Source organism: Demequina sp. B12, from assembly GCF_028823635.1.
Classification (GTDB): Bacteria; Actinomycetota; Actinomycetes; order Actinomycetales; family Demequinaceae; genus Demequina.
On record NZ_JAPEHU010000001.1, the window covers coordinates 336,625 to 358,322 of the forward strand.

A 21,698-nucleotide genomic window follows, 5' to 3' on the forward strand; every position below is an offset into this window, starting at 1 on the left:
TTCGTAGTGGGAGGTGGCTGGGTGTCGGCGCATGACAAAGCCCTGGACGCCGATTCCATCTGGAACCGACGGCCAGGGCTCGTCAGATGCCGAATCCCCGCCGTGTATCTACGGCTAGGGGATTAGGCGTTGTTCTCGGGGGCCTTCTCACCCTGAGGGGCGTTCTCACCCTCAGGGTTGTCAGCGCCTTCCGCACCGTCCTCGTCACCGTCGAGCTTGCGCTCCACGTTGCGGGCAATGCCGATGACCTTGTCGTTCTTGCTGGGCTTCGCGAAGATCACACCCATGGTGTTGCGGCCCTTGGCAGGAACCTCGGCAACGTTCGAACGCACCACCTTGCCGGAGGACATGATGACCAACACTTCATCGGTCTCGTCCACGAGCAACGCACCCACCAGGTCACCACGTTCGTCGGTGAGTTTGCCCACCTTCACGCCCAGACCGCCGCGGTGCTTGGCATCCCACGCCGATGCCGCGGTGCGCTTGGCGTAACCAAGTTCCGTCACCACGAACGAGTAGGGGCCATCGGAAACCGTGACCTCGTCACCATCAGCGTCGGTGACGGTGCCGTCTGCATCCGTGCCTTCCGGAACGTCGGCAGGAATCACGTCCATCGACAGCAGGTCATCGTCGTCACGGAACTTCATGCCGCGGTTACCGGAGGCAGCACGTCCCATGGGGCGCAACTCCTCATCGGTGGCGTGGAAACGCACTGACTGGCCCTTGCGGGACACCAGCATCAGGTCGTCTTCCGGAGCAACCAAACGTGCAGAGACCAGTTCGTCCGTGCGCATCTCGCCGTCGTCGCCCTCAACATCCTTGAGGTTGATGGCAATCAGACCGGCCGACCGGTTCGAGTCGTAGTCCGTGAGCTTGGTCTTCTTCACCAGACCGCGCTTGGTGGCGAGCACCAGATAGGGCTTGTCTTCGTAGCTGCGCAGGTCCAGCACCTGAGCAATCTCTTCGCCCGGCTGGAACGCCAGCATGTTCGCGACGTGTTGGCCCTTCGAGTCACGTCCACCTTCGGGAAGTTCGTAACCCTTCGCGCGGTACACGCGACCGTAGTTCGTGAAGAACAGCAGCCAGTGGTGCGTGGTGGTGACAAAGAAGTGCTCCACCATGTCATCGCTGCGCAACGTCGCTCCGCGCACACCCTTACCGCCACGCTTCTGCGCGCGGTACTGGTCTGAGCGGGTGCGCTTGGCATACCCGCCGCGCGTGATCGTGACCACGACCTCTTCTTCAGCAATGAGGTCTTCGATGTCGACGGAACCGTCGAACGGGCTGATCTCCGTGCGGCGCTCATCGCCGTACTTCTTGACGATGTCCGCGAGTTCGTCGGAAATGATGGTGCGCTGACGCTCAGGCGAGGCAAGGATGTCCTTGTAGTCCTCGATCTGCTTCATCAGCTCGCCATACTTACGCTCGATCGCTTCACGCTCCAGAGCGGCAAGGCGACGCAACTGCAGGTTCAGGATCGCGTTGGCTTGAATCTCGTCGACATCCAGCAACTCCATGAGGCCCTCGCGAGCTTCATCAGCGGAGGGGGAGCGGCGAATCAGCGCGATGACGGCGTCGAGCTGGTCGAGAGCCTTGACGTAACCACGCTGAATGTGGGCTTCACGTTCGGCTTCACGCAGCAGGTATGCGGTACGACGCTGGATGACCTCGTTCTGGTGGGTGATCCAGTGGCGAACGAACGCGTCGATGGGCAGCGTGCGGGGCACCCCATCCACGAGCGCCACCATGTTGGCACCAAAGGTTTCCTGCAACTGGGTGTGCTTGTACAGGTTGTTCAGCACAACCTTCGCGACGGCGTCACGCTTCAACACAATGACCAGGCGCTGGCCCGTACGACCGGAGGTCTCATCGCGAATGTCGGCGATGCCGGTGATCTTGCCGTCCTTGACCAGCTCCGCGATCTTGAGCGCCAGGTTGTCCGGGTTGACCTGGTAGGGAAGCTCGGTCACGACCAAGCACTGACGTCCCTGGATTTCTTCGACGTTCACGATGGAACGCATCGTGATCGAACCACGGCCGGTCCGGTATGCCTCTTCGATGCCGCGGCGGCCAAGAATCATGGCGCCGGTGGGGAAGTCGGGGCCCTGAATGCGTTCGATCAGCGCGTTCTGCAGTTCTTCGCGCGTGGCGTCCGGGTTGTCGAGCGACCATTGCACTCCGGCAGCAACCTCACGAAGGTTGTGCGGCGGAATGTTGGTGGCCATACCCACCGCAATACCGGCGGAGCCGTTAACCAGAAGGTTCGGGAACCGTGCCGGGAGCACCACGGGTTCCTGGGTGCGACCGTCGTAGTTGTCCTGGAAATCGACCGTTTCCTTGTCGATGTCGCGGACCATCTCCATGGCGATCTGCGCCATGCGGGACTCGGTGTAACGGTGGGCAGCAGCCGGGTCGTTACCGGGAGAACCAAAGTTGCCCTGGCCGTCAGCGAGTGGGTACCGCAACGACCAGTCTTGGACCATACGTACCAAGGTGTCGTAGACGGCACTGTCACCGTGGGGGTGATAGTTACCCATGACTTCACCGATGATGCGCGTGCACTTGGAGTACGCGCGGTCAGGACGGTAGCCGCCGTCGTACATCGCGTAGATGACACGACGGTGGACGGGCTTCAGACCATCGCGAACGTCGGGGAGTGCACGGCCAACGATGACGGACATCGCGTAGTCCAGGTAGGACTGCTGCATCTCCACATTGAGATCGACCTGGTCGATCTGTCCGTGGTTGTGGACCTCAGATGTCAAGGAACCTCACGTCCTTCGCGTTGCGCTGGATGAAGTTGCGGCGCGACTCGACGTCGTCGCCCATCAGGATGGAGAAAGTCTCGTCCGCAAGTGCGGCATCGTCCATAGTGATCTGGAGCAGGGTGCGGGTCTCGGGGTTCATGGTGGTTTCCCACAGTTCCGAGTAGTCCATCTCGCCCAGACCCTTGTAACGCTGGATGCCGTTGTCCTTGGGGATCTTCTTGCCGGCGGCAAGGCCTTCCTTCAGTTTGGCGTCGCGCTCACGGTCGGTGAAGACATAGTCATGGTCGGCGTTGGTCCACTTGAGCTTGTACAGCGGCGGCTGTGCCAGATAGACGTAGCCGGCTTCGATCAGTGGACGCATGTAGCGGAAGAGCACCGTGAGCAGCAGGGTGCGGATGTGTTGGCCGTCAACGTCAGCATCGGCCATCAGCACGATCTTGTGATAGCGGGACTTCTCCATGTCGAACTCGTCGCCGATTCCGGAACCGAAGGCGGTGAACAGTGCCTGGATCTCGGTGTTGGCGAGGGCCTTGTCGAGGCGGGCGCGTTCCACGTTGAGGACTTTTCCACGCAGGGGCAGGATCGCCTGGGTTGCGGGGTTACGTCCACGCACAGCGGAACCGCCTGCGGAGTCACCCTCCACCAGGAAGATCTCTGAGATTGAGGGGTCTTTGGAGGAGCAGTCGCGCAGTTTTCCGGGCATGCCGCCGGATTCGAGCAGTCCCTTGCGGCGGGTTGCTTCGCGAGCCTTGCGTGCAGCGATACGTGCCTGCGAGGCCTGCATGGCCTTGCGGATGATCTCCTTGGCTTCGTTCGGGTGCGAGTCGAACCAGTCGGTGAGCTGTTCGCCCACAATTTTCTGGACGAACGTTTTGGCCTCGGTGTTGCCCAGTTTGGTCTTGGTCTGGCCCTCGAACTGTGGTTCGCCGAGCTTGACGGAGATCACCGCAGTCAAACCCTCACGGACATCGTCACCGGTGAGGTTGTCATCCTTGTCCTTGAGGATTCCCTTGTCGCGTGCGTAACGGTTCACCAGGGAGGTGAGTGCGGCGCGGAAGCCTTCCTCGTGCGTTCCACCTTCGGTGGTCGAGATGGTGTTGGCGTAGGTGAACACCGACTCGGAGTAGGCCGTGGTCCACTGCATCGCCATTTCTAGCGAGATCTTCTTCTCAGTGTCTTCCGCCTCGAGTGCCACCACCTCTTCGTGAACGCGTTCTGCCTTCTTCGCGTCGTTGAGGTGAGCAACGTAGTCGATGAGTCCACCGTCGTACCGGTAGGTGACGGTACGGGAGGTAGGGGCGTCGTCGTCGCCTTCTGATTCGACGTCGTCCGATGCGGTGACGTGAGCAGGGCGCTCGTCCGTCAGTTGGATGGTGAGTCCCTTGTTCAGGAACGCCATCTGCTGGAAGCGTGCGCGCAGCGTCTCGAAGTCGTAGTCAGTGGTTTCGAAGATTTCGGGGTCTGCCCAGAAGGTCTGCTGGGTTCCGGTGTCGTCGGTGGCGTCGCCCTTTTCCAGGGTTCCTTGTGGCTTTCCACCGTCGGCGAAGGCCTGACGCCATACGTGGCCTTGCCGGCGAACTTCGGTTTCGACCTTGTAGCTCAGTGCGTTCACCACGGAGATACCCACGCCGTGCAGACCGCCGGAGACGGCATAGCCGCCACCGCCGAACTTTCCACCGGCGTGAAGGATTGTCATGACCACCTCAACGGTGGGCTTGCCCTCGGTGGGGTGCATGTCGACGGGGATGCCGCGGCCGTTGTCGGTGACGCGCACGCCGCCGTCTTCGAGCAGCGTGACGGTGATGGTGTCGCAGTATCCGGCGAGCGCTTCGTCGACAGAGTTGTCGACTACTTCGTACACCAGGTGGTGGAGGCCTCGCTCGCCAGTGGAGCCGATGTACATACCGGGTCGCTTACGGACGGCTTCGAGGCCCTCCAGGACGGTGATGTTCTCGGCGCCGTAGGCAGGCTGCGCCTCGGGCGCTTCGTTCTGGGCCACAGATTTCGCCTTTCACGGGACTCACGCGGCCTCAGACGGGACGCGATGTACTCCGTGTGATTCTAGCGCGAAATAGGGGCAATCCGTGGCTCATCAGAGCCTTTTGGGAACAAGTTCTAGACGTGAGTTTCACACCTCACGTCCGCAATGCCGTCGAAACGTACAGCAGGCCCGCCGACTTCAGAAGTCGGCGGGCCTGCTGTCGTGCGGATGTGGCTACTTCGCCGCGACGAACGTGGCGTCGGAGAACCAACCGAACTCGACACCCCACACGCCGTCTTCCTGGACGTCAGTGGGGATCTCAAAGACGATGTTGCCGGTGCCGGTGCCACCCTCGTAGAGGTCGCTGATGTCCGACAACTCGTCGGGAATCACTTCGTATGCCTCTTCGAACGAACGGCCGTCGGCACTGACGAAGAAGACCTCGACGTCGAGCCACGGCGTCACGGGCTCAGCGGAGGCAACGTTTGTCACAGTCACCGGGAGCAGCACGAAGGTAGAACCATCGGCGGCGGCATCGTTGAACTGGTTCTCGCTGGCGACAATGTCGTCAGCTGCCCAGTTTGCTTCACCCAGAGTGATCTCGACCTCATCATTGGTGAGTACCGTACCGGCGGGGAACGGGTTGCTGCGTGTACCTTCACCGTCAGCAGCGGACTCGGTTTCTTCGGTCTCCGTGACCTCTTCGGCTGCGGCGTCGTCAACGACATCTTCAGTCTCGGTGACGGTTTCGCTAGCGCTGTCGTCCAGGGAAGACGCAAACTCTTCGTCGAGTTGTTCATCGAGATCTTCAATGGCGGCGTCCACCGCGGACACGCCAGCAGCAGTGGCGGCGACACCAATGATCATGGCGAGTGCGGACAGCGAAGCACCGACGATCGCCATCACCTTGCCACCTGCGGTGCCCTTAACCGCCTGAACAATGGCGATCACACCAAAGACCAGACCGATCAGACCCAGGAACACCGAGCCCAGGCCCAGGAACGGAATCCACGATCCGAGGATCGCGACAATTCCGATCACGAGCGCGGTGATCGCGAAACCCTTCTTCTGTTCAGGCTGGACCTGACCAGGCGGGGGAACGGGTGCGCCCTGGGGCGCGGGTGGGGTGTACTGCTCTGTCATGTCTTCTCCTCAGCAAGGTGCACCAGTGTGCACAAAAGTCCGTTTCCGCCCCTATTGACCGAAACGTCGCCCCCGAAATGTCCCTTTTACGAGGGACTTTTACCGGACGTTGGCGCTAAGAGGGTAGCGGATGTCGCAGACCTGGCCTAGGCCAGGCTCACCCGCCCCGAAAACCCGTCAGTACCCAGGGTAGCGGATGTCGCAGACCTGGCCTAGGCCAGGCGGTGTGGACTTCATCACCCGTAGGTGTCGCGGGGTCCTCTGCCTTTCACGGTGCGCGGGCCGCGTGTCCAGCTGCGTGAGGAAGGCCCCAAGATGGTGAGTTCCTTGACGATCTCCCGACCGAACTCCTCATTGATGCGATGACGAATCTGACCATTCATGATCTGCAACTGCGTTGCCCACGCCGTCGAGGACGCACGCACGGTCAGTGCACCGTTGTCGAAGGTCAGGGGCTCACACTTGTCCGCGATCTGATCGCCGACCACTTCTCGCCAGCGCCCAATGACCGACGACACTTCGATCTGCTCGCTCCACCCCATGCGACGCAGGAGTGCATTCACCGCCTCGGACATCTGCAGCGGATCACGGCCCTCGGAAAATGGCTGTGAGTCTCGGCGCTTCTGCTCTTGGACTTGCTTTGCGGCACGAGGTCCCGTGCGGTATGCCCCGCGTTGTCGAGCTGAGGCGCGGGCACGCTCCATTGCTTGGCGCGCAAGATCAGCTCCAGATGCTCGGGTTGCGTCGTCCAGCCCTTCGTCAGGGTTATTTTCCAGGGACGATGCTTCAGTTCCGTCATTCATGAGTGTCCCCTGAGGCGACAGAGCCCTTCGTCACGAGGAGAACCTGGCCACGGAGTTCGGTCGGAACATCCTCCGCGACCGCTGCCGTGATGAGAACCTGGCTCGCGTCAGCGAGCCGCTCGGCAAGCGCGGAACGACGCCCAGTATCAAGTTCCGCGAACACGTCGTCGAGGATAAGCACCGGTTCGCCATCGTCACCCGCATCCGGACCGTCATCCGTGGTGAGCAGGGCGTAGACCCCCAGTTTGAGCGCAAGTGCGCAGGACCAGCTCTCACCGTGACTGGCATAGCCCTTTGCAGGCAAGTCACCCAAAGTGATGGTGAGGTCATCGCGGTGAGGTCCAGCCAAGGTCACGCCGCGGTCAATCTCCTTGGAACGCACCTCGGTGAGGCGGGCCAACAATTGGGAAGAAGGATCTGCGGCAGAGCTGTCGCCCTCGGGGTCAAGGTCGTACGAGGATGCATAGGCGATGGAGCACGTGCCACCTTCGGGAGCGACCGCTGCGTAGGCCGCGGTCACATGCGGCGCCAGCCGCTCAAGTGCGGCGAGCCGCGCCGACACAATCCGCCCACCCAGGTCAGCAAGCTTTTCGTCCCAAATGTCGAGCATGGTGAGATCGCCCCGCGCATTCTTCGCGGTCTTCAGCATCGAGGAACGTTGACGCAGCACGCGGTCGTAGTCGCTGAGATCGCCAGCGAGGCGTGGTTGAAGCGCGACGATCAGTTCATCCATAAACGTGCGGCGTCCGGCGGGGTCGCCTTTCACGAGCGCCAGATCTTCAGGAGCGAACGTAACGGTTCTCAGGGTTCCTAAGAGATCACGTGGCTTCGCAGGCGACCGCCCAATGCGTGCAGTGTTCGCTTTACCAGGGATAAGAGTGACTTCGAGCGCGAGTGATCGCCCACCTTTTTCCACTCTGGCGCGCACCACGGAACGTTCCGCGCCTGCGCGAATCAAAGGAGCATCGGCTGCTACCCGGTGTGATGACAGGTGCGACAGGTAACGCACTGCCTCCACCACGTTGGTTTTGCCCTGCCCATTGCGCCCCACAAGCGTGGTCACGCGTGGACCAAACTCGACGTCCGCCTGCTCGTATGAGCGGAAGTCGACCAGGCTCAGATGCGTGACGCGCACAGACCTAGGACGGGATACGGATGGGAACCAGCAGGTAGCGGAACTCGGAGGCAAGGTCGCCGCCGGGCTCCGACAATCCCACGAACTCCACGGGCTTAGTGTCCTGAGTGAAGCCCAAGCGGACGTACTCGCTACCCAGCGCACTCAGACCGTCAAGCAGGTACTGCGGGTTGAATGCGACGGTGATCGGGTCGCCATCCAAGGTGCATTCGAGGGCCTCGGATGCCTGAGCATCGTCGGTCTGACCGGCGTCGAGAGTCACTTCGCCTTCAGCAAAGGCCAAACGCACAGCAGAGTTGCGTTCGGTGACCAGGGCAACACGGCGCGTTGCCTCGATCAGCTCGGTGGTCTTCACTACGGCAGTGACAGGGCTCTCGTCAGGGAACAGGCGGCGCACCTGCGGGTAGTCACCATCCATCAAGAGCGACGTGGTCACCAAACCACCTGCTTCAAAGCCCACCAGGTCAACACCCTGGCCGGAGCTGAGCGCAATGGTGACATCGCCGGCACCCAGAGACTTCGCAGTGTCACTCAAAGTCTTGGCACGTACCAGGGCAACAGCGGACACATCCGACTTCGAGGGCTTCCAAGAGAACTCGCGGAGCGCCAAGCGGTAGCGGTCGGTCGCCAGCAGCGAGATGTTCGAACCTTCGATCTCCATCCGGACGCCAGTCAAGATGGGCAACGTCTCATCACGGGATGCTGCCGACGTGACCTGGCTCACGGCCTGCTGGAACTCCGAGCCGTCAAGCACCCCGGACTGCTCGGGAAGATTGGGCAATGCCGGGTACTGGTCGACGGGCATAGTCGCCAAGGTGAACCTGGACGCGCCGCACTTGACGGAAACCTTGGTGCCATCGAGTGCGAACTCGACCGGCTTGTGGGGGAGTGCGTTCGCAATTTCCTTGAGGAGACGCCCCGACACCAGAACTTCACCAGACTCGTCGACGTCTGCAGGGAACTCCCCGCGGGCCGAAACTTCGTAGTCAAAGCTCGACAAGCGCACGGTGCCCTCGGAATCCGCCTCAATGCGAACTCCTGCCAACACGGGGACGGGTGGGCGAGCCGGGACGGCACGCGAGGTCCAGGCAACAGCATCCGCAAGGACGTCGCGGTCGACGGTGAATTTCATCTCGAACTCCTCAGATTCTGACGCACAGACTACGCCACCACAGAGGTCTGACAAGTGGGCGCGGCGCGTGGCGGCGATTCGTGACGCGGATCGTGATGAAGGTCGGTGTGTGGACAGTGGAATGACAAGAGTGAGTAGTTGTCATAGGGCCCGTGGAATCTGGGGATGAATGACAAAAATCCTGGTAGTTCGCCAAGACTGCCTGTGTGAGACCTGGGGATGAGAATCCCAAAACTTGTAGTCCTGTCGTGGACAGCGGATCTCGACTCACAAGATTCCTGTAGTTCTTCACATCTCCATCCCTGGGGATGCCCGTCTGTATCCACGGCTCTCCACAACTTTTTCCACATGTGTGAAAGAGCGACTTCTCCCCAATCTTGACCCAAATTTGAGGAAGATCGCCGCATCGACGGTGTCCTCGACACCTTCCAGCGCCCCAGCATCGTCCCTCTCAACGCCTCTCAGAGACGGTTTTTGGGGTGTTGTGGCTCCCAGCCCACATGCAACAACGCCCCCAGAGGCCCAAAAACGGGCGTCAGGAGGCGTTGTAAGGCGGATCGAGCGCGTGACTAGCCGCGCTGCTGCTGCTTGATGCGAGCGTGGATCTCGTTGACCTGGTTGTACATCTGGCGGCGTTGAGCGATCTGATCCTCAACCTTCTTCACCGCGTACATGACCGTGGTGTGGTCCTTGCCGCCAAAGTGCTCACCGATCTTGGGCAGCGACAAGTCAGTGAGCTGACGGCACAGATACATCGCGATCTGACGAGCCGTCACATATACGCGCGAGCGGCTGGTGCCGGTGAGCTCTTCCATCGAGATACCGAAGTAGTCCGCGGTGGTGCCAATGATTGACGAGGCCGTGATCTCCGAGTCGTCGTCAGAAATCAGGTCCTTCAACACCACCTGCGCCAAAGACAGATCAACAGGTTGCTTGTTGAGAGCGGCGAACGCAGTCACGCGAATCAGCGCACCTTCAAGCTCACGGATGTTGCTCGTGATGTTGGACGCGATGTACTCAAGAACGTCCGAAGGTGCCTGCACATCGTCCGCGGCGGCCTTCTTACGCAAGATCGCGATACGTGTTTCCAGGTCCGGCGGCTGCACGTCGGTCATCAGACCCCACTCAAAGCGGGTGCGCATGCGTTCCTCGATGCCATCCAAGTTGCGGGGACTGACATCCGAGGTGATGACGACGTGCTTGCCGGCGTTGTGCAACGCGTTGAAGGTGTGAAAGAACTCCTCGAGCGTCTGTTCCTTGCCCTGCAGGAACTGGATGTCGTCAATGAGGAGCACATCGACTTCGCGGTACTGACGCTTGAAACTCAGTGAGCGGTCGTCGCGAATCGAGTTGATGAAGTCGTTGGTGAACTCTTCCGAGTTCACATACCGCACGCGGGTTTGCGGCTTGAGGTGACGCGTGTAGTGACCGATCGCGTGCAGCAAGTGAGTCTTGCCCAAACCCGAGTCCCCGTAGATGAACAGTGGGTTGTAGGTCTTACCAGGTGATTCAGCCACGGCGAGAGCGGCGGCGTGAGCGAACCGGTTGGACGAACCGATCACGAAGGTGTCGAAGGTGTAGCGCGGATTGAGGTGGGGATCCTCGACCTCTGGGGCGGCTGGCTTTGAAGGGGCCGATGTGCGGGGAGCGGGAGAAGCTTCGTCATCGTCCTCATCGGTTGCCATCTGAGGTGGCGTGACGGACGAGTCAACGGTGACCGCAATCCTGACGTCGCGTCCCACAGCTTCTGAGAGAGCCGATGTGAGCGGTTCACGGAGCGTGGACTCCACATAGTTCTTGGTGAAGTCTTCTGCGACGGCCAAGAAGACGTTGTCCTCGACAATCGCCAGAGGTTTGATCAGCCGGATGAACGACTGGTGCTGTGCCGTGACGGCATCGTCGTTGAACATCCGCGTCGTCGTGCGCGACCAGATGGCCTCAATCGAGTCCTTGTCACTTTCCCCGGCCATCGACCCTCCTTCACCTGCGGTTTTCCCCACACTTGTGCACAGGTGGTTGATAGTGTGTCACGCATTTGTTACGCACAGACGGCGTGTCGCTACCAAGGCGACACTTCTGCGTGGTGGAGCCTATCTTGTTCACCGGTTCGGTCCAATGTGGAGCACAAGATTTGACCCGGGGCTCTCGTGCGCGTAACGTTAGTGCGCTGATTTGACCACCACCAAACGAACGTCATGGAGTGACCCGTGAGCAAGCGGACCTACCAGCCGAACAACCGCAAGCGCGCTAAGACGCACGGCTTCCGCCTGCGTATGCGCACCCGTGCCGGCCGATCGATTCTCGCGACGCGCCGCCGCAAGGGCCGCGCGAAGCTGTCGGCGTAAGGTGCTGCCGGCCCACTTCCGCATGTCTTCGGCCGCGGACTTCCAGTCCGTGATGCGCCAAGGCACTAGGAGTGGGCGGCCCACCCTCATCGTCTACCTCAAGCAAACCGGCAATGCGCAGAGCATGGCCGGTTTCGCTGTATCCAGAGCCGTGGGAGGTGCCGTGATACGCAACCGTGTCAAACGACGTTTGCGTGCCATCATGGCTGACCTCCTGCCAACCCTGCCCGACGGCACTGCCGTCGTTATTCGCGCGCTCCCCAAGAGCGCATCGAGTGATTACCAGGCTTTATGTAGGGACGTGAAGGATGCAGTGGCTGCCGCCCAACGCAAGGCGGTGCTTGCGTGACCCTTCGTCGAGCTGTTGATGCTGTCGTGGCTGTGCCACGCTACGTCTTCATCGGGATCATTCGCTTTTATCAGTTGGTGATCTCCCCGCTCACGGGTCCCACGTGCAAGTACTACCCCTCGTGTTCCAGTTATGGCCTCCAGGCGGTCAAGGAACATGGCGCGTTCAAGGGCTTCATACTCGGGGTGTGGCGCGTGCTGCGCTGCAACCCTTGGAGCCACGGTGGCGTAGACGACGTGCCGCGACGGGGTGAACCACTTTTCCGTCGCCGTCCCCAGACTTCCCCTGAGGCAACAGCCTCGCTCGTGCAACCCAAAGGACATCTGAAGACGCATGTTTGACACGATCATGTACCCACTTGAGTGGTGCGTCGCGAACATCATGGTGCTATGGCACTCCCTGTTCACCTGGCTGGGAATGGACTCGGCCTCCGGTGTGGCATGGACGCTGTCGATCGTGGGCCTCGTGGTCACGATCCGTATCCTCCTGATCCCGCTGTTCGTCAAGCAGATCAAGTCGCAGCGAGCGATGCAGTTGCTGGCGCCGGAGATGCGCCAAATCCAAGCCAAGTACAAGGGCAAGAAGGACCAGGCTTCCCGTGAAGCGATGCAGCGCGAAACCATGGCGCTGTACTCCAAGCACAAGACGAACCCGTTCTCGTCCTGTCTGCCCATCCTGATTCAGGCACCGATCTTCTTCGCACTGTTCCGAGTGCTGAACTATCGCATCGAAGGCGTTGAGGATGCTAAGCCCATCGGTTTGCTGACCGAGGCGCTGGCGGTGGAGGCACACGAAGCCACGCTGTTTGGCGCGAAGCTCTCCGACACCCTGATTGGCGAATGGGGATCCGGAAACCCTGCGCCCATCATCGTCTCGATCGTGCTGATCATCATGATGGTGAGCTCGACCTTCCTGACGCAGCACCAGATCACTCGCAAGAACATGCCCGCCTCTGCGCTTGAGGGCCCCATGGCTCAGCAGCAGAAGGTGCTGATGTACGCGCTGCCCTTCATCTTCGTCGTCACCGGTCCGAACTTCCCGGTGGGTGTGTTGATCTACTGGACCACCACCAACATCTGGACGATGGGCCAGCAGTACTACGTCATCAAGCGCAACCCCACCCCGGGCTCGGAGGCCGAAAAGCAGCTCAAAGCGAAGCAGGCTGAGAAGGCTCGCAAGAAGGGCCTCGTGATTGAGGGCAACAGCGAAGACGTGACCCTCAGCGGGGAAGAAGCGAAGCCGACGCGTCAGCGTCAGCAGCCCAAGAAGGGCGGCTCGCGATCACAGCGTAAGAAGGGCAGCGGGCAGAGTGGCCCCAAGAACTCTTCTGCACAAGACCAGAGCTCCCAGGGAGCTGACGAAGCGAAGGACGAAAATGACTGACAAGGACAAGGTTGGCCTCGAGGCAGAGGGCGATATTGCTGCGGACTTCCTTGAGGAACTCCTTGACATCCTCGACATGGATGGCGACATCGACATCTCGGTCGAGGCTGGGCGTGCCAAGGTCGCGGTGGTGTCAGAAGGACCCAACCAAGATCTGAAGCGCTTGGTTGGTCCCGATGGGGAAGTGCTCGATGCACTTCAGGACCTGGCGCGTCTCGCGGTGCAGTCCGACACCGGTCAACTCAGCCGGCTCATGTTGGATGTTGCTGACTTCCGCGCAGGCCGGCGTGAGCGCCTGGCTGAGCAGGCACGCGGTGCAGTTGCTGAAGTCAAGGAAACTGGTGTCAAGGTTTCGATGCCCGCGATGAACGCCTTCGAGCGCAAGGTCGTTCACGACGTTGTTCTCGAGGCTGGTCTGTCGTCGGAGTCTGAAGGCGAAGACCCGCACCGGCACGTGGTGGTGCTACCGGCGTAAGCATGGTGTTTCACGTGAAACGGTGGCCGCTTGAGTGGCTGTTTCACGTGAAACAGAAGTAGAGGAGGAGGGCGCGTGAGTCCCGCGGAAGAAGTTCCTGCCGAGTTGCGAACGTTGGCCAACGACCCCCTGCATGGGTCGGCCGAGGTTGAAGAGTACTTCGGTGATGTCTACCCCCGGGTCCGTGCCTTCGCCGAGCTTCTTGCTGATCAAGGCGTGTTGCGCGGTCTGATCGGTCCACGTGAGTTGACACGCGTGTGGGACCGCCACATCCTGAACTCTGCTGCGGTGGTTCCGTTCCTAGGCGAGGGCACCATCGTCGATGTGGGTTCGGGTGCCGGGTTGCCGGGGATGGTGATTGCGGCAATGCTCCCCGAACGCAATGTGGTGTTGGTTGAACCAATGGAGCGAAGGACTGCGTGGCTCTTCGAATCCGCCGAGCAGTGTGGCATCGACAACGTCACCATTCTGCGCGGTCGTGCAGAAGAGGTACAGGAAAGCGTTGAGGCCGACGTAATCACGGCGCGTGCCGTGGCGTCCGTCGACAAACTGGTCAAGTGGTGTTCTCCGCTGCTGTCGAAGACCGGACACATGGCTCTGCTCAAAGGACGTTCGGCCGCAGACGAACTCGACCGGGCCAAGTACGTACTGCGTCGTGCAGGCTTCGCCGGGGAAGTACACGAGGCCACGACACTGGCGAGCGTGGAGCCCACCACAGTTGTCACCTTGCGCCGGACGGTCTAGCTCACCGCCATCGGCGTCTTTGGAGAACTCCCGAGGTGTGATCCTGGAGTCTGATCCGGTGATGCACAATTGTCAGAACTCAGTGCGCCTACGCGTGCTCGTGTGCCACGTGTCTCGTAGAACCAGAGCTACTTGGTGATGCCCGCGGACTCTACGTGGGTTGCGTTATCCACCACGGTTTCCACAGGCAGTTTGTGCGGGGAATGTCGGTTATGCACCGTAGTTATCCCCAGGCTTCTTCACCGGTTCCACGGCCCTAAGTCAAGCGACATGCCAAGCCTTACACCGGCTGGGAACTCGCCGTTTCACGTGAAACAGACCCCCGCCCGGCCGAGGAACGGCGGCCATCGACGAGCGCCTGGGGAAGTACGGGAGGGGTTCCGATTGATGGACAACGATGGCTGGCCCGTGGAGGAGCCAAGGCACGGACGACTACGACGACGGTCGACTCAGCCATGAACTGGTCAGTGGCGTATGGGTAGCGATTGCGGGTGAACTGGCACCGACCATGAGCGCCTTGTTGGACGGTGGTGACCATACTGTGATCGGGTGGTGCGCAGTAGTGAGCGTGGAGGGGATCTATCTACTCGTGCGTGGCTACTCATAGGGCCTGAGATGGAACACCCTGAGTCAACGTCAACCGTCAGGGAAGGGGCTCTCGTCTTTTGCATCGATGTTGACCCAGGCCGCTCATCGGTCGCTCATTGATGGACTGTGGGATAAGGGGCATGAGGGAAGGACGCCCTATGCAGAGCTTGTGGACGCCGGTTGCTTGTTCTCCTAGTGAACCGCGGCACGCCTTGACCCCGGGCCGAGCGTCTAACCGCTGATGACTCGACTGAGCGCCAGGGTTAGGGCATGAGCCGAGGATGTACCGGCGTGAGATTGTCGCGTTGGATGACGAAGCGAAGCGTCGAGCCCGGCTATTCGGCCCAGGGCAGGCGTATTGGAATCCCCGTTGGTGCTCGCCAGATGCAGAATGTGCCTTTGGCCTGTTGCGCAGTTGAGGTGTCCCGAGGAAGAGGGCTTGGCAAGTTCGAAGGGGCCCATGGTTGAACGGAGAACCCTAGAGGCGTGCAGTGTTTCACGTGAAACGTGGAGCACCAGAGGGCACCACCAGGCGGCACGAGCAAGCCGGGCGAGACCAAGCGATCCGCGCAGGTGACGGATATCCGCACCGCCTAGACCATGGGCCGTTTCACGTGAAACACCACAGCTCAGCGCTGCCATCACCACGAGGCCGCAGTGTCGCGCACGGTCAAGCGACCAAGGGCCAGCCTGCGTGACGCAACGTGTCCACGGATTACCCAGTGAAGCGGGGCCATCAGGAGTCCATGATCTAGGCGCGCTGTGGTTAATCGCACCCGTCGATGATGCGTTTTCCGTGTGCCTCCGGATACCTGAGCGGGTAGAGTCGTACACCTGGAACCACGCTTGTTCACGAGCGTGGTTTTCTCTGGAAATGGACACCGTCGAACGGGAGAATGTGTGAGCGTCCACGATCACGGGTCTGGCCCCGGCTCCTTCGATGGCAGCAATCCACCCATGAGTAGTGCTGTTTCACGTGAAACGCCAGACGCCTACACCGGCTTCGATGATGATGCGGGGAGTCCCTTGGCCAACGAACTGATCGAAACCGAGCGACGCCGGAAGGCACTGGAACAAGCGGAGTTCCCCCTTCCGAGCAAGACCCGTATCTTCGCGGTCTCCAACCAGAAGGGGGGAGTGGGGAAGACCACGACCTCCGTCAACATCGCCGCTGCCCTTGCGCAACGTGGGGCCAATGTCCTCGTGATCGATGCCGACCCGCAGGGAAACGCGTCCACCGCCTTGGGCATCGACCACCGTGAAGGCACGCCGTCAATCTACGATGTACTGCTCAACGACACTCCCATGTCCAAGGTCGCGAAGCGCAGTAGCGAGATTCCTAGCCTGTGGTGCGTTCCCGCAACGATCGATCTTGCTGGTGCAGACATCGAAATGGTGTCCATTGTTCGCCGTGAGTTCCGCCTCTATGACGCGCTCCAAGAACTACTCGCGGGAGCCGGCAAAAACCTCGACTACATCTTCATCGATTGCCCGCCAAGCCTGGGCCTGCTGACCCTCAATGCAATGGTGGTGGCAGAGGAGATTCTGATCCCGATCCAGTGCGAGTACTACGCTTTGGAGGGCCTCACGCAGTTGATCAAGACCGTCGAGATGGTCAAGAAGCACCTGAACAAGGGTCTTGAACTGTCGACGATCGTGCTCACGATGTACGACTCGCGCACCAACTTGGCACGCGAGGTTGCCCAGGAAGTCCGGTCACACTTCGCGGCACAGACGCTGGAAACCACAATCCCGCGCTCAGTCCGTGTCTCGGAAGCACCAAGCTTCGGCCGCACAGTCATTACACACGACCCACACTCGAGCGGTGCTGTCGCGTATCTAGCGGTCGCGAAGGAGATCGCTGAACGCGGAGCACTCACACCCGCACTGCAGGAAAGGGGAGCGCTGTGAGCGCCACCAAACGAGGACTTGGACGAGGCCTAGGAGCACTCATCCCGGAAACACCGGCTCCGGAAGCACCGGCCGTCCCGGAACCCCCAGCACCCGTTGCTGATGTCGCGACCAAGGAACGCCCCCGCGATGTCTTCTTCTCCTCACCGCAGGCTGCCGCGCAAGAGGACCTTCTGCCCGTACCCGGGGCTCGGTTTGCGCACATCAACCCGCACGAGGTGACACCCAATCCACGTCAGCCACGCGCGGTCTTCGATGAGGAAGCACTCGCGGAACTCGTCGGTTCCATTAAGGAAATCGGTGTTCTGCAGCCGATCGTGGTCCGGCAGAAGCCTGCGGGCGGTTACGAACTCATCATGGGTGAACGTCGTCTGCGTGCTTCCAAAGACGCCGGCCTTGAACTCATGCCCGCCATCGTGCGGGACACCGACGATGTCGACATGCTGCGCGATGCACTGGTCGAGAACCTTCACCGCAGCCAGCTCAACCCCCTCGAAGAAGCCGCCGCCTATCAACAGCTTCTCGATGACTTTGGGATCACTCATGAGCAACTCGCGGAGAGAATCTCCCGGTCGCGTCCGCAGATCTCGAACACTCTGAGACTGCTGCGACTTCCCGCAGTGGTGCAGCGTCGAGTGGCAGCCGGCGTCCTCTCGGCCGGCCATGCGCGTGCGCTCTTGGGTCTCGATGACCCAGCGCAGATGGAAAGGCTTGCGCAGCGCATCGTCGCTGAAGGACTTTCTGTGCGGGCAACTGAGGAAGCCGTGGCACTCGGGGTGGATGGTGATGAGCCTCAGAAGAAGGGCACGATTCGCGCAGGTGGTCGCACCCAGGCTCTCGATGACTTGGGCTCGCGTCTGGGTGATCGCTTCGACACTCGCGTGAAGGTTCAGCTTGGAAAGGCCAAGGGACGCATCACGATCGAGTTCGCGACCGTCGATGACCTCAACCGGATCATCCATGAACTCGATCCCAACGATCCAGGCGTCATGGGAGCCTGATTCTGACGAAAACTTCTGCATTCACGATGGGGTGAGTCAGGAGAAAACTCAGGAGAATCGCTCTCACAGAATTTCGGCCCCGCACATGCTATTTACCAGGCATGATGCGGGGCCGTTTTTCGTCATTTTGCCCAAGAAATGAGGTCGCAGGACCAAGAACCGGTCTTGTGGGCGCAGATGAGCGTGAAGACGCTACGCCAGCCCGAAACGCGCCGGCTAGCGGTTCAAGGCAGTCGTGACGATGTCGGTGTAGACCGCCGAAAGGTCCAGGCCAGCAGCCTCGATCGCTTGGGGGAACAATGACGTTTCCGTGAGACCGGGTGCGACGTTGATGTCCAAGACCTGCGGAACCCCGGCGGAGTCGAGGATGATGTCGACGCGCGACAGATCGCGGAGGTGAAGCTCTCGGTGGACGGCGAGCGCTGCTTCTGTCACGACGGTGGTCTGGGCCTCGTCCAAGCGGGCGGGAGCGAAGTACTCCACGCGGCCAGGGTTGTAGCGGGCATCAAAGTCGTAGGGACCTTCGGCCGAGATTTCGACAGGGGGGAGGGCTCGGGCAGACTCGCCGGTGCCCAGGACAGACACAGCGACCTCGATACCTGTCACGGCCTTCTCAATTAACGCGGTCGCGTCGTAGGCAAAGCAGTGCACGAGCGCACGGCTCAACTCTGAGCGCTTGTGAACAAGCGAGACGCCGAGTGCCGAACCTCCGCGAGCGGGCTTCACTGCAAGGGGCAGTCCGAGCTTCGCGACAACAGCATCCATGACCTGTTCCGCCCCCACCTCGCGGAACAGACTTTGAGGAAGCGTCACATAGTCCGGCGTTGCGATGCCTTCGCGGGCACAGACGGCCTTCGCCACAGATTTGACCCACGCGACGCGGGCTTCGCGGGCACGCGTCCCGACGTACGGGACGTCCAGCATCTCAAGGAGACCTTGAAGGGAGCCGTCCTCACCAGACGCGCCATGAAGCATCGGCCACACCACACCGTCGCCCAAGTCGTTGATCGCGGGGATCAAGTCCGAGTCCACGTCATGGATCTTGACCTTGGCGCCTGCATCCTTCAGTGCTTCCTGGACGCGACGTCCCGACCGGATGGACACATCTCGCTCGTGTGACAGTCCGCCAGCGAGTACCAGTACCTTCATTGCGTCTCCCATGGACTCAAGCCAAGTTCGGTGAGGGGAAGTCGACGGCGTCGCCCTCGTCATCGCCGGAGACTCCGAAGATCCGGACGGTCTCCATCTCTGCATCCACCACAGACGCCAGGCGCCTGACACCCTCGCGGATGCGCTCAGGGGTGGGGTAGCAGTAGGACAGACGCATGTGATCGGAGCCCTGACCGTCGGCATAGAACGCGGTTCCGGAGACATACGCGACGCGTGCGGTCACGGCACGCGGAAGCATGGTTTTGGCGTTGAGCCCCTCAGGGAGTTTGACCCACACATAGAAACCGCCGTCGGGTACGTTCCAAGACGCCTCGGGTAGGTGTTCTTCGAGCGAACTGATCATGGCGTCACGCCGCTCCCGGTACTGCACCTGGAACTTCTTGATCTGACCCTGCCAGTCAAAGTGTTCCAAGTAGGCGCGAATGGCGAGTTGCGACGCATTCGATGGGGAAAGGATCGCTGCCTCGGAGGCGAGGACCAGCTTCTCACGTACTGCGTGAGGGGCGACAGCCCAACCCACCCGGTATCCCGGTGCGAAGGTCTTGGAGAAAGACCCCAGGTAGATGACGCCTTCTTCGCTCAGGGAGCGCAATGCCGGCATGGGTTCACTGTCGAACCCCAGCAGGCCGTAAGGGTTGTCCTCGAGGATCAGCACACCGTGGCGACGGCAGATCTCAACTACCTGAGGACGGCGCTCCAGGGACATGGTGACGCCCCCAGGATTGTGGAAGTTCGGCACCGTGTAGAGGAACTTCACCCGCCGGCCAGCAGCCTTCAATTCGGTCAGGACGCGCTCCAGCTCCGCGGGAACCAGGCCGTCGGCGTCCATCGCCACATGCTCAACGTCTGCTTCATGTGCCCGGAACACCCCGAGCGCACCCACATAAGACGGAGCTTCCGCCACCACGACATCGCCCGGATCCAAGAAAATGGTGGATACCAGGTCCAACGCCTGCTGAGAACCGGTGGTGACCACCACATCGTCCGGATGTGCGGCAATCCCTTCCAACGCCATCACGTTCGTGATTTGCTCGCGCAAAGCCTCATCGCCCTGGCCGGAACCGTACTGCAGCGCCACCTCGCCCTGCTCAAGAATGAGGCGCCGGGACATCTCCGACAGTTCATCCAGGGGCAGGCCGCCGATGTACGGCATACCTCCAGCGAGGGACACCACTTCGGGGCGGCTCGCCACCGCAAAGAGAGCACGAATCTCTGACGCACGCATGCGGTGCGCGCGGGCGGCGTACGCATCGAACCAGGGGTCGAGCCGTGTGCCGTGCCGATCAGATGTGCTCATGGAGGTCAGTCTTTCATGTGTTGGAGGGTGAAAACGCGAAAAGCCGAGGCCAACTGGCCCCGGCTTTGTCGCTGAACTGGCAGTCGACTTAGGCGATGGCCTCGTCGAACAGTGCGGCAAGAGTCGGCTTGGGTTTGGCGCCCACGACCGACTTCACTACTTCGCCGCCGTTGAAGAACGTCAGGGTAGGGATGGAGGTCACGCCGTACACCATCGCCACGTTGGGGTGTGCGTCGGTGTCGACCTTCACCACCTTGACGCGCCCGGCGTAGTCAGCCGCAAGCTCATCAAGGACAGGTGCCACGGCCCGGCACGGACCGCACCAGGCTGCCCAGAAATCCACCACCACGGGGATGGGGGAGTCAATGACCTCAGCCTGGAAGGTGTCCTCCGTTGCTGCCACGGGGGCAGCGTGCACAGCGTCCGTCACGCGGAGACCTCAGCGAGTTCAACATCGGCCAGGGTGTCGAGGAAGTGCTGGGCATCCAGGGCAGCAGCGCAACCTGAACCCGCGGCGGTGATGGCCTGGCGGTAGCGGTTGTCGACCAGGTCGCCGCACGCAAACACGCCGTCCACGTTCGTGGCGGTGGTGCGGCCCTGAACCTGGACATAGCCTTCGGCGTCGGTGTCAACCACACCGGTGACAAGCTCGGAGCGCGGAACGTGACCGATGGCAACGAACATTCCGGTGGCAGGAACGGACGACTCGACACCCGTGACGCGGTCCCGAACGTTGACCGCGGTGAGCTTGTCGTCGCCGTCGAGGCCGGTGACCTCAGCGTTCCATACGAACTCGATCTTGGGGTCGTTCTTGGCGCGGTCAGCCATGATCTTGGATGCCCGCAGTTCATCGCGGCGGTGAATGACGGTGACCTTGGACGCGAAGCGGGTGAGGAAGGTTGCTTCCTCCATCGCGGAGTCACCTCCACCGATCACAACCACATCCTGGTCGCGGAAGAAGAAGCCGTCGCACGTGGCGCACCAGGACACGCCCTTGCCGGACAGACGCTTTTCGTCGTCGAGACCCAACTCGCGGTACGCGGAACCGGTGGCGAGAATGACGGCCTTGGCGGAGTATTCCTTGCCCAGACCAGTCTTGACTGTCTTGACAGGGCCCTCGAGCGACAGTTCTGTGGCGTCGTCGAACTGGATGTCCGCGCCAAAGCGCTCTGCCTGACCCTGGAGGGTTTCCATCAGCTCGGGACCCTGGATGCCCTCCACGAATCCCGGGAAGTTCTCCACCTCAGTCGTGTTCATCAGGGCACCACCGGCGGTGACCGAGCCCGCGATCACGAGTGGTTCCAGACCTGCGCGGGCTGCATAGATGGCGGCCGTGTATCCGGCAGGGCCGGATCCCACGATGATCAGGTTGCGAGTTTCGCTCACGGTGATTCCTTCAGTACCGGTTGGGGCCAACGCATGTGCGTCTGCGCTCGGTAACGCATCGTAGACGGGGTTTCTTCCCACGCCAAG

Annotated in this window: 20 protein-coding genes; 9 read left to right on the forward strand and 11 right to left on the reverse strand. The window is 61.1% G+C overall.

The window, feature by feature from the left end; all coding sequences use genetic code 11:
• Window positions 1-122: 122 nt before the first annotated feature.
• The 7 genes from gyrA to dnaA all read right to left on the reverse strand — a co-directional run bounded on the left by gyrA (window position 123) and on the right by dnaA (window position 10,932).
• Window positions 123-2,765, reverse strand: coding sequence for a DNA gyrase subunit A (gene gyrA, locus ON058_RS01670; RefSeq protein WP_274667292.1), 2,643 nt, complete (start codon window positions 2,763-2,765; stop codon window positions 123-125).
• The gene (gyrB, locus tag ON058_RS01675) at window positions 2,755-4,767 is read right to left on the reverse strand and encodes a DNA topoisomerase (ATP-hydrolyzing) subunit B (RefSeq protein ID WP_274667293.1); all 2,013 of its coding nucleotides are present in this window, start codon (window positions 4,765-4,767) and stop codon (window positions 2,755-2,757) included. Before gyrB ends, gyrA begins: the two co-directional genes overlap by 11 nt.
• Before the next feature lie 216 nt (window positions 4,768-4,983).
• Complete coding sequence (locus tag ON058_RS01680; protein WP_274667294.1) at window positions 4,984-5,892, reverse strand: DUF4190 domain-containing protein; 909 nt, start codon at window positions 5,890-5,892, stop codon at window positions 4,984-4,986.
• Window positions 5,893-6,128: 236 nt separating this feature from the next.
• Entirely contained in the window at window positions 6,129-6,695 is a 567-nt protein-coding gene (locus ON058_RS01685; protein WP_274667295.1) for a DciA family protein, read from the reverse strand.
• On the reverse strand, window positions 6,688-7,830 hold the full coding sequence (recF, locus tag ON058_RS01690) for a DNA replication/repair protein RecF (protein WP_274667296.1): 1,143 nt from the start codon (window positions 7,828-7,830) through the stop codon (window positions 6,688-6,690). Before recF ends, ON058_RS01685 begins: the two co-directional genes overlap by 8 nt.
• A 4-nt stretch (window positions 7,831-7,834) precedes the next feature.
• Window positions 7,835-8,962 (reverse strand): DNA polymerase III subunit beta, encoded by a 1,128-nt coding sequence (gene dnaN, locus ON058_RS01695; RefSeq protein WP_274667297.1) that lies wholly within the window; start codon window positions 8,960-8,962, stop codon window positions 7,835-7,837.
• A gap of 569 nt (window positions 8,963-9,531) precedes the next feature.
• The gene (dnaA, locus tag ON058_RS01700) at window positions 9,532-10,932 is read right to left on the reverse strand and encodes a chromosomal replication initiator protein DnaA (protein ID WP_274667298.1); all 1,401 of its coding nucleotides are present in this window, start codon (window positions 10,930-10,932) and stop codon (window positions 9,532-9,534) included.
• A gap of 237 nt (window positions 10,933-11,169) precedes the next feature.
• Between dnaA and rpmH the strand changes: the two genes are divergently transcribed.
• The 9 genes from rpmH (at window position 11,170) to ON058_RS01745 (ending at window position 17,758) form a co-directional block, all read left to right on the forward strand.
• Entirely contained in the window at window positions 11,170-11,307 is a 138-nt protein-coding gene (gene rpmH / locus ON058_RS01705) for a 50S ribosomal protein L34 (protein ID WP_061961283.1), read from the forward strand.
• A 1-nt stretch (window position 11,308) separates the two neighbouring features.
• Window positions 11,309-11,656, forward strand: a complete 348-nt coding sequence (gene rnpA / locus ON058_RS01710) for a ribonuclease P protein component (RefSeq protein WP_274667299.1) — start codon at window positions 11,309-11,311, stop codon at window positions 11,654-11,656.
• A 32-nt stretch (window positions 11,657-11,688) separates the two neighbouring features.
• Entirely contained in the window at window positions 11,689-11,997 is a 309-nt protein-coding gene (gene yidD, locus ON058_RS01715; RefSeq protein ID WP_274667827.1) for a membrane protein insertion efficiency factor YidD, read from the forward strand.
• Window positions 11,990-13,039: a membrane protein insertase YidC gene (yidC, locus tag ON058_RS01720; protein ID WP_274667300.1), complete on the forward strand. Its 1,050-nt coding sequence runs from the start codon at window positions 11,990-11,992 to the stop codon at window positions 13,037-13,039. Before yidD ends, yidC begins: the two co-directional genes overlap by 8 nt.
• The gene (locus ON058_RS01725; RefSeq protein WP_274667301.1) at window positions 13,032-13,514 is read left to right on the forward strand and encodes a R3H domain-containing nucleic acid-binding protein; all 483 of its coding nucleotides are present in this window, start codon (window positions 13,032-13,034) and stop codon (window positions 13,512-13,514) included. Before yidC ends, ON058_RS01725 begins: the two co-directional genes overlap by 8 nt.
• A gap of 75 nt (window positions 13,515-13,589) precedes the next feature.
• Window positions 13,590-14,258: a 16S rRNA (guanine(527)-N(7))-methyltransferase RsmG gene (gene rsmG / locus ON058_RS01730; RefSeq protein ID WP_274667302.1), complete on the forward strand. Its 669-nt coding sequence runs from the start codon at window positions 13,590-13,592 to the stop codon at window positions 14,256-14,258.
• 397 nt (window positions 14,259-14,655) lie between these two features.
• Window positions 14,656-14,865 carry a hypothetical protein gene (locus ON058_RS01735; RefSeq protein ID WP_274667303.1) on the forward strand — a complete coding sequence of 70 codons (210 nt, stop codon included), beginning with the start codon at window positions 14,656-14,658 and terminating at the stop codon, window positions 14,863-14,865.
• A 938-nt stretch (window positions 14,866-15,803) separates the two neighbouring features.
• Entirely contained in the window at window positions 15,804-16,757 is a 954-nt protein-coding gene (locus tag ON058_RS01740) for a ParA family protein (RefSeq protein WP_274667304.1), read from the forward strand.
• On the forward strand, window positions 16,754-17,758 hold the full coding sequence (locus ON058_RS01745; protein ID WP_274667305.1) for a ParB/RepB/Spo0J family partition protein: 1,005 nt from the start codon (window positions 16,754-16,756) through the stop codon (window positions 17,756-17,758). The genes ON058_RS01740 and ON058_RS01745 overlap by 4 nt, the downstream gene beginning before the upstream one ends.
• 216 nt (window positions 17,759-17,974) lie before the next feature.
• Here ON058_RS01745 and ON058_RS01750 read toward each other — a convergent pair whose 3' ends face one another.
• The 4 genes from ON058_RS01750 to trxB form a co-directional block, all read right to left on the reverse strand.
• Window positions 17,975-18,907 carry a D-alanine--D-alanine ligase gene (locus ON058_RS01750; RefSeq protein WP_274667306.1) on the reverse strand — a complete coding sequence of 311 codons (933 nt, stop codon included), beginning with the start codon at window positions 18,905-18,907 and terminating at the stop codon, window positions 17,975-17,977.
• A gap of 16 nt (window positions 18,908-18,923) precedes the next feature.
• Complete coding sequence (locus ON058_RS01755; protein WP_274667307.1) at window positions 18,924-20,225, reverse strand: PLP-dependent aminotransferase family protein; 1,302 nt, start codon at window positions 20,223-20,225, stop codon at window positions 18,924-18,926.
• 88 nt (window positions 20,226-20,313) lie between these two features.
• Window positions 20,314-20,655, reverse strand: coding sequence for a thioredoxin (gene trxA / locus ON058_RS01760; protein ID WP_274667308.1), 342 nt, complete (start codon window positions 20,653-20,655; stop codon window positions 20,314-20,316).
• Window positions 20,652-21,611 carry a thioredoxin-disulfide reductase gene (trxB, locus tag ON058_RS01765; RefSeq protein ID WP_274667309.1) on the reverse strand — a complete coding sequence of 320 codons (960 nt, stop codon included), beginning with the start codon at window positions 21,609-21,611 and terminating at the stop codon, window positions 20,652-20,654. Before trxB ends, trxA begins: the two co-directional genes overlap by 4 nt.
• Between the last annotated feature and the right edge of the window lie 87 nt (window positions 21,612-21,698).

Bases quoted from the DNA above. Each gene is read 5' to 3' on its own strand.
- ON058_RS01680 (WP_274667294.1), bottom strand. From the start codon at position 5,892: ATGACAGAGCAGTACACCCCACCCGCGCCCCAGGGCGCACCCGTTCCC.
- ON058_RS01740 (WP_274667304.1), top strand. From the start codon at position 15,804: ATGAGTAGTGCTGTTTCACGTGAAACGCCAGACGCCTACACCGGCTTC.
- dnaA (WP_274667298.1), bottom strand. From the start codon at position 10,932: ATGGCCGGGGAAAGTGACAAGGACTCGATTGAGGCCATCTGGTCGCGC.
- ON058_RS01750 (WP_274667306.1), bottom strand. From the start codon at position 18,907: ATGAAGGTACTGGTACTCGCTGGCGGACTGTCACACGAGCGAGATGTG.
- ON058_RS01685 (WP_274667295.1), bottom strand. From the start codon at position 6,695: ATGAATGACGGAACTGAAGCATCGTCCCTGGAAAATAACCCTGACGAA.
- dnaN (WP_274667297.1), bottom strand. From the start codon at position 8,962: ATGAAATTCACCGTCGACCGCGACGTCCTTGCGGATGCTGTTGCCTGG.
- ON058_RS01735 (WP_274667303.1), top strand. From the start codon at position 14,656: ATGGCTGGCCCGTGGAGGAGCCAAGGCACGGACGACTACGACGACGGT.
- ON058_RS01755 (WP_274667307.1), bottom strand. From the start codon at position 20,225: ATGAGCACATCTGATCGGCACGGCACACGGCTCGACCCCTGGTTCGAT.
- yidC (WP_274667300.1), top strand. From the start codon at position 11,990: ATGTTTGACACGATCATGTACCCACTTGAGTGGTGCGTCGCGAACATC.
- ON058_RS01725 (WP_274667301.1), top strand. From the start codon at position 13,032: ATGACTGACAAGGACAAGGTTGGCCTCGAGGCAGAGGGCGATATTGCT.